The organism is Bacillus cereus group sp. N21, assembly GCF_016483395.1.
GTDB lineage: Bacteria > Bacillota > Bacilli > Bacillales > Bacillaceae_G > Bacillus_A > Bacillus_A pseudomycoides.
The window spans coordinates 216,954-223,421 of sequence record NZ_JAEHBX010000001.1; the positions used below are offsets into that span (position 1 = coordinate 216,954).

Below are 6,468 nucleotides of genomic sequence, written 5' to 3' on the forward strand. Positions count from 1 at the left end.
TCTCTTCCCCAAAAAAAAGAAAGGTTTTCCCTCGCTTTTTTTTATGGTTACTTGGCGTTTGCTATCCATTAGCGTATGATTAAGTATATATATCAAAAGGATGTGTAAGAAAATGAGATGGATTCTATCACTTCTTGTGAATAGCGTCGTATTAATTGTTGTATCAGGTCTTCTAAAGGGAATTGCACCAGACGCATTTTACATAGAAAACATACAAACCGCGATTATCGCGAGCGTTATTTTGTCGATTTTAAATGTATTTGTAAAACCGTTATTAATTTTAATTACGTTACCGATTACTGTTTTAACATTTGGTTTCTTCCTAATTGTAATTAATGCAATTACATTAGAGATGACAGATTCTTTGTTAGGTGATGCTTTTAACATATCAGGATTTGGTGTAGCAATTCTTGCGGCAATTTGTATTTCTATTTTAAATATGCTGATTGATAAAGTAATTGTCGAGCCATTATCTGAGAAAAAATAGAAAAATGACAAAAAGAAAAACATTTCATGAATCTCATGAAATGTTTTTTTCTATTTAGTAGAAACCATATTTCTTGTTTTCAGAAAAAAATGGTACAATATCGGTTAGAATGGAATTTTACATCAAATGAGAATGAACCCGCAGCGGAGTGGAGGTTTACATATGCCGAAAGTAAGGACAAAAGATTTAATTGAGCAATTTCAATTGGAATTAGTAAGTGGTGAGGAAGGAATTCATCGTCCAATTGATACAAGTGATTTATCGCGACCTGGAATTGAAATGGCAGGATTCTTTACATATTATCCAGCAGATCGCGTACAGCTTCTTGGAAAAACGGAGCTTACTTTTTTTGATACATTAACAACTGAGCAAAAGCAAGAAAGAATGACAGCTCTTTGTACAGAAGAAACGCCGTGTATTATCGTAACGCGTAGTCAAGATGTACCTGGAGAATTATTGCAAGCATCACGTGAGTTTGGTGTGCCTCTTTTACGCTCTTCCCAAACGACGACAAGACTATCAAGTCGTTTAACAAATTATTTAGAAGGTAAGTTAGCACCAACAACTGCCGTTCACGGTGTATTAGTAGATATTTACGGCGTTGGTGTTTTAATTACAGGTCAAAGCGGCGTCGGGAAAAGTGAAACAGCACTTGAACTTGTTAAACGCGGTCACCGCTTAGTTGCGGATGATAGCGTAGAAATTCGTCAAGAAGATGAAGATACGTTAGTAGGAAGCTCACCAGATTTAATTGAGCATTTACTAGAAATTCGTGGTCTAGGTATCATTAACGTCATGACGTTATTTGGTGCAGGGGCTGTGCGAAACTACAAGCGTATTACACTTGTGATTAATCTTGAGATTTGGGATCAAAAGAAAAACTATGATCGTCTAGGTCTTGATGAAGAGAAAATGAAAATTATAGATACAGAACTTACGAAGATTACACTCCCAGTTCGTCCTGGCCGAAACTTGGCTGTTATTATTGAAGTAGCAGCAATGAACTTCAGATTAAAACGAATGGGAGTCAATGCAGCACAACAATTTTCTGAGCGCTTAATGAGTGCGATTGAGCTAGGAAATCAAGAATAAATTAGGAGAGAGAGGTCATACATATGCTGTTAGGTTCTGTACCACAGCTAGATCGTGTAGCGATTCAACTTGGACCGTTCCCAGTCTATTGGTATGGGATTATTATTGGGACAGGTGTTTTGCTTGGACTTTGGCTAGCTACGCGCGAGGGTGAACGATTAGGTATTCCAAAAGATACTTTTGTCGATCTTGTTTTAATTGCGGTACCAATTGCGATTATTTGCGCACGCGCATACTATGTTATTTTTGAGTGGGAATATTATGTGCAAGACCCAAGGCAAATTATTAATATTCGTCAAGGTGGATTGGCGATTCATGGTGGTTTAATCGGAGCGGTGATTACGGGGATTTTCTTTGCGAAAAAACGCGGTATTTCCTTCTGGAAGCTGGCTGATATTGCAGCACCAAGTATTCTTCTTGGACAAGCAATTGGCCGATGGGGGAACTTTATGAACCAAGAGGCTCACGGCGGTGAAGTAACAAGACAGTTTTTAGAAGGCTTACATTTACCAGAGTTTATTGTGAATCAAATGTATATTGACGGTGTATATTATCATCCAACGTTCTTATATGAATCATTATGGAATTTTGCAGGTGTAATTCTATTATTGTTATTACGCAAAGCGAATTTACGCCGTGGTGAATTATTCTTTACGTATTTAATTTGGTATTCAGTTGGACGTTTCTTTGTGGAAGGCTTACGTACGGATAGCTTAATGTTAGGACCGCTTCGCATTGCGCAAGTGATGTCCATCGGGCTTGTTGTTATTTCTATCATTTTCATTATTGTGAGACGTATAATGGGGCAAGCTGATAAAAGATATTCAGAAAACTAGAGAAAAGTAGCATCTTATATGAGATGCTGCTTCTTTCATATTCAGGCAGTGAAAGGATCGAGCATATGAAAATAAATACAGTGTTATTTGATTTAGATGGAACATTAATAAATACAAATGAACTTATTATTTCTTCTTTTTTACACACGTTAAATAAGTACTATCCAGATCAGTATAAGCGCGAAGATATATTGCCATTTATCGGTCCATCTTTGCATGAGACGTTTCGTTCAATGGATGAGGGCAAGGTAGATGAGATGATTCAGTGCTATCGTCAGTTTAATCATGACCATCATGATGAACTAGTGGAAGAATATGAAACTGTCTATGAAACCGTTCAGGAATTAAAGAAACAAGGTTATAAAATTGGAATTGTGACCACGAAGGCGAGACAAACAGTAGAAATGAGTTTAAAGCTTTCAAAATTAAAGGAGTTCTTTGATGTTGTTGTAACAATTGATGATGTAGAACACGTGAAACCACATCCAGAACCCATTCAAAAAGCATTGAAACTATTGGATGCAAAACCGGAAGAAACATTAATGGTTGGTGATAACCATCATGATATAGTAGGCGGACAAAACGCAGGTACGAAAACAGCGGCAGTGGCATGGACGATTAAAGGTAGAGAGTACTTAGAATCGTATAAGCCGGATTATGTACTAGATAGAATGAGTGATTTATTATCCATTTTGTCTGAATAGTAGATAAGGGGAGAGAGCAAAGTGCGACGGACAACGCGCTACCCTGTTTCAGGAGCAAATTCATTATGGAATGTGTATAAAACAGTATCCTTCTTTAAGGTAATGAAAAATTTTATTGTTATTCAAATTGCACGCTATACGCCATTTTTATCCGTGAAGAACTGGTTGTATCGCACGTTTTTACGGATGAAAGTCGGAGAGCAAACATCATTTGCACTTATGGCTATGCCTGATACTATGTTTCCAGAAAAGATTACAGTTGGAGCAAATTCAATAATTGGCTACAATACAACGATTTTAGCTCACGAATATTTAATTACGGAATATCGTCTTGGAGAAGTAATCATAGGGAATGAAGTGATGATTGGAGCAAATTCCACTGTATTGCCAGGTGTGAAGATTGGGGACGGTGCTATTGTTTCAGCAGGTACGCTTGTTCACCGTGATGTACCAAGCGGTGCTTTTGTAGGTGGAAATCCAATGCGTATCATTTATACGAAGGAAGAGATGGCAGAGAGGAGAAAGTCAATGTTAAAAATGTAACATTTCCCTTCTCTTTTTATGAATAAAAAGGAAATAATTGATTATAATATACTGTTTTGTTTTTTACGGAATCGTTTATACTTATAAATAGAAGAAGGTATGAACGAAGAAAACAAAAAACTGGAGGATATATGGGGAAAAATCAAAGAATATTTAAGGAGAACGGACAAGTTATCTCTTTTAATCAATTAGCTGATTTCTTTTATAAAAAAGGGATGAAGTCTTATCGCAATCATAAATTACAAGATGCGATTAAATATTTTCGAAGAGCGGCACAAAGTGAGAAAGAGCCGTTTATTTTATGTCAATTAGCTACGGTATTATCGGAAGTCGGTGAGTATCAAGAATCAAATCAAATTTTCTTGAAACTGATTCGTTCGAATTCTAATATTGAACAGTGCTATTATTTTGTAGCAAATAATTACGCATATCTTGGCTTGTTTCAGCAGGCGAAGAAGTATGCGGAGCAATATTTAGAGATAGCTACAGAGAAGGAATTTGTGGAAGAGACGTTAGAATTGCTTGAAATTATGGAAGAAGAATCAATGGATGCGGAAGAGTTTGAAGATGAAGATGAGTTAATTGTCATGCAGGAACAAGCGAACCGTTATATTCGCAACGGACAATTAGAAGAAGCAATTGCTACACTTGAAGTTGTTACGAAAGATTATCCGGAATTTTGGTCGGGTTATAATAATTTAGCAATTGCTCATTTTCAGTTAGGAAATGTAGATAAAGCATTAAAGTTAACAGAGATGATTTTAGAGAAAAATCCTGGTAATATGCATGCGTTATGTAATACGCTTATTTTTCTATATTCAATTGGAGAGCATAAGCAAGTAGAAGCGTTAGCGAAGCAACTAGAATCCGTATATCCGATGTCATTTGAGCATCGATTAAAGCTAGGAACAACATTCGCGACAATTGGTCACTTTGCATCGGCATATAAATGGTTAAGGTTATTAAAGCGTCAAGGTTATGAAGGAGATGTCAGCTTTTACTATTGGTTTGCATACTCTGCTTATATGATAAAAGATCAACAGACAGCGGAAAAGATGTGGCAATCTGTTGTAGAATTACACCCTGATAAAAAAGGGAAAGAGCCGTGGAATGCCCTGCATTTAGCTGATGAAGGACAGAATGTTTTGTTTGAAGAGCTGAGGAAATCTTTCCAGCAAAGTACAACGTTAGAAGAGCAAATGTTAGCACTGTATTTAATGAATGAATTAACAACACCTGAGAAGATTGGCTTTTTCTTTGATGTGACGCAGGCGAAAAATCGTGTGCCAATTGTTTCGCAACTGGCAAAATACTTCTTTTTAATGAGCAGTCATAAGAGTATTCCGAGCGAGTTACAACCGTTTGAACAATGTATTCGGATTGCGGATGCCTTATATAACTATACAAATAAAGAAGATGAATTGATTGAAGAGTGCTTACATTTTTGGTTTTGTACTTTTATACGCCTATATACATCTGGGACGGTATTTACAAACGTGTTTGGTTGGTCTGCGGCAATCGAGTATATTGTGCGCGGAGAACAGAGAAATAAAATGACACAGGCCGAACTTGGAAATATATATAATGTATCTGTGGCAACTGTGAGAAAATATGTGCAAGTAGTAAAGCGTACTCACGCGTAGGCAAATCATTGGGAAAAAACAGATGCTAACAGTATAATGAGGGTAAGTTATGGTAGGAATGAATAGGAGTGAATAGTGTGTCAGAAGAAAAAATTTATGATGTCATTATTATTGGTGCTGGGCCAGCTGGGATGACAGCTGCAGTGTATACGTCTCGTGCAAATTTAAGCACGCTTATGCTTGAACGTGGTATTCCAGGCGGACAAATGGCAAACACAGAAGATGTAGAAAACTATCCAGGTTATGAATCTATTTTAGGACCCGATTTATCAAATAAAATGTTCGAGCATGCGAAGAAATTCGGTGCTGAATATGCATATGGTGATGTGAAAGAAGTCATCGATGGCAAAGAATACAAAACAGTTGTAGCTGGTAAAAAAGAATACAAAACACGCGCAATTATCGTTGCAAGTGGTGCAGAGTATAAAAAGATCGGTGTACCAGGTGAAAAAGAACTTGGCGGCCGTGGTGTATCATATTGCGCGGTATGTGACGGCGCTTTCTTTAAAGGGAAAGAACTTGTTGTTATTGGCGGCGGAGATTCTGCTGTTGAAGAAGGTGTGTATTTAACACGTTTCGCATCAAAAGTAACAATCGTTCACCGTCGTGATGCTCTTCGCGCACAGAAAATTCTTCAAGACCGTGCTTTCCAAAATGAGAAAGTGGACTTCATTTGGAATCATACTGTAAAAGAAATTAACGAAGAGAATGGTAAAGTAGGTAGTGTAACACTTGTAGATGTTAACACTGGTGAAGAACAAGAATTTAAAGCAGACGGTGCTTTTATCTATATCGGAATGTTACCATTATCAAAACCATTTACTGAGCTGGGCATTACAAATGAAAATGGTTATATCGAAACAAACGAACGCATGGAAACAAAAGTTCCTGGTATTTTCGCAGCTGGTGATGTTCGCGAAAAGATGCTTCGTCAAATTGTAACTGCAACTGGCGATGGCAGTATTGCAGCACAAAGTGCACAGCACTACGTAGAAGAGTTGTTAGAGGAATTAAAAACTGTAACAGAAAAATAAGGATGTAAATCCTTTTCGAAGAAGAAAGCTACCTTCGTATTGAAGTGACCCCTGTCAAGTAGACTGTATTCAAAAAGCACAACTAAGTAACCTGAGTTCTATATTTATATGGACTCAGGTTATTTAATT

Annotated in this window: 7 protein-coding genes; all 7 read left to right on the plus strand. The window is 37.1% G+C overall.

The window, feature by feature from the left end:
* Positions 1–112: 112 nt before the first annotated feature.
* On the plus strand, positions 113–487 hold the full coding sequence (locus tag JDS96_RS00990) for a phage holin family protein (RefSeq protein ID WP_018765105.1): 375 nt from the start codon (positions 113–115) through the stop codon (positions 485–487).
* A 162-nt stretch (positions 488–649) separates the two neighbouring features.
* Entirely contained in the window at positions 650–1,579 is a 930-nt protein-coding gene (gene hprK, locus JDS96_RS00995; protein WP_016112515.1) for an HPr(Ser) kinase/phosphatase, read from the plus strand.
* A gap of 23 nt (positions 1,580–1,602) precedes the next feature.
* Positions 1,603–2,415 carry a prolipoprotein diacylglyceryl transferase gene (gene lgt, locus JDS96_RS01000; protein WP_003201869.1) on the plus strand — a complete coding sequence of 271 codons (813 nt, stop codon included), beginning with the start codon at positions 1,603–1,605 and terminating at the stop codon, positions 2,413–2,415.
* Positions 2,416–2,480: 65 nt separating this feature from the next.
* Entirely contained in the window at positions 2,481–3,119 is a 639-nt protein-coding gene (ppaX, locus tag JDS96_RS01005) for a pyrophosphatase PpaX (protein WP_199665759.1), read from the plus strand.
* A 21-nt stretch (positions 3,120–3,140) separates the two neighbouring features.
* The gene (locus JDS96_RS01010) at positions 3,141–3,662 is read left to right on the plus strand and encodes an acyltransferase (RefSeq protein WP_003201873.1); all 522 of its coding nucleotides are present in this window, start codon (positions 3,141–3,143) and stop codon (positions 3,660–3,662) included.
* 131 nt (positions 3,663–3,793) lie between these two features.
* Entirely contained in the window at positions 3,794–5,305 is a 1,512-nt protein-coding gene (locus tag JDS96_RS01015; protein WP_003201874.1) for a tetratricopeptide repeat protein, read from the plus strand.
* 77 nt (positions 5,306–5,382) lie between these two features.
* On the plus strand, positions 5,383–6,339 hold the full coding sequence (gene trxB, locus JDS96_RS01020) for a thioredoxin-disulfide reductase (protein ID WP_003201876.1): 957 nt from the start codon (positions 5,383–5,385) through the stop codon (positions 6,337–6,339).
* Positions 6,340–6,468 lie beyond the last annotated feature (129 nt).

Coding starts and splice junctions, on each gene's coding strand:
- JDS96_RS00990 (WP_018765105.1), top strand. CDS start 113: ATGAGATGGATTCTATCACTTCTTGTGAATAGCGTCGTATTAATTGTT.
- hprK (WP_016112515.1), top strand. CDS start 650: ATGCCGAAAGTAAGGACAAAAGATTTAATTGAGCAATTTCAATTGGAA.
- lgt (WP_003201869.1), top strand. CDS start 1,603: ATGCTGTTAGGTTCTGTACCACAGCTAGATCGTGTAGCGATTCAACTT.
- ppaX (WP_199665759.1), top strand. CDS start 2,481: ATGAAAATAAATACAGTGTTATTTGATTTAGATGGAACATTAATAAAT.
- JDS96_RS01015 (WP_003201874.1), top strand. CDS start 3,794: ATGGGGAAAAATCAAAGAATATTTAAGGAGAACGGACAAGTTATCTCT.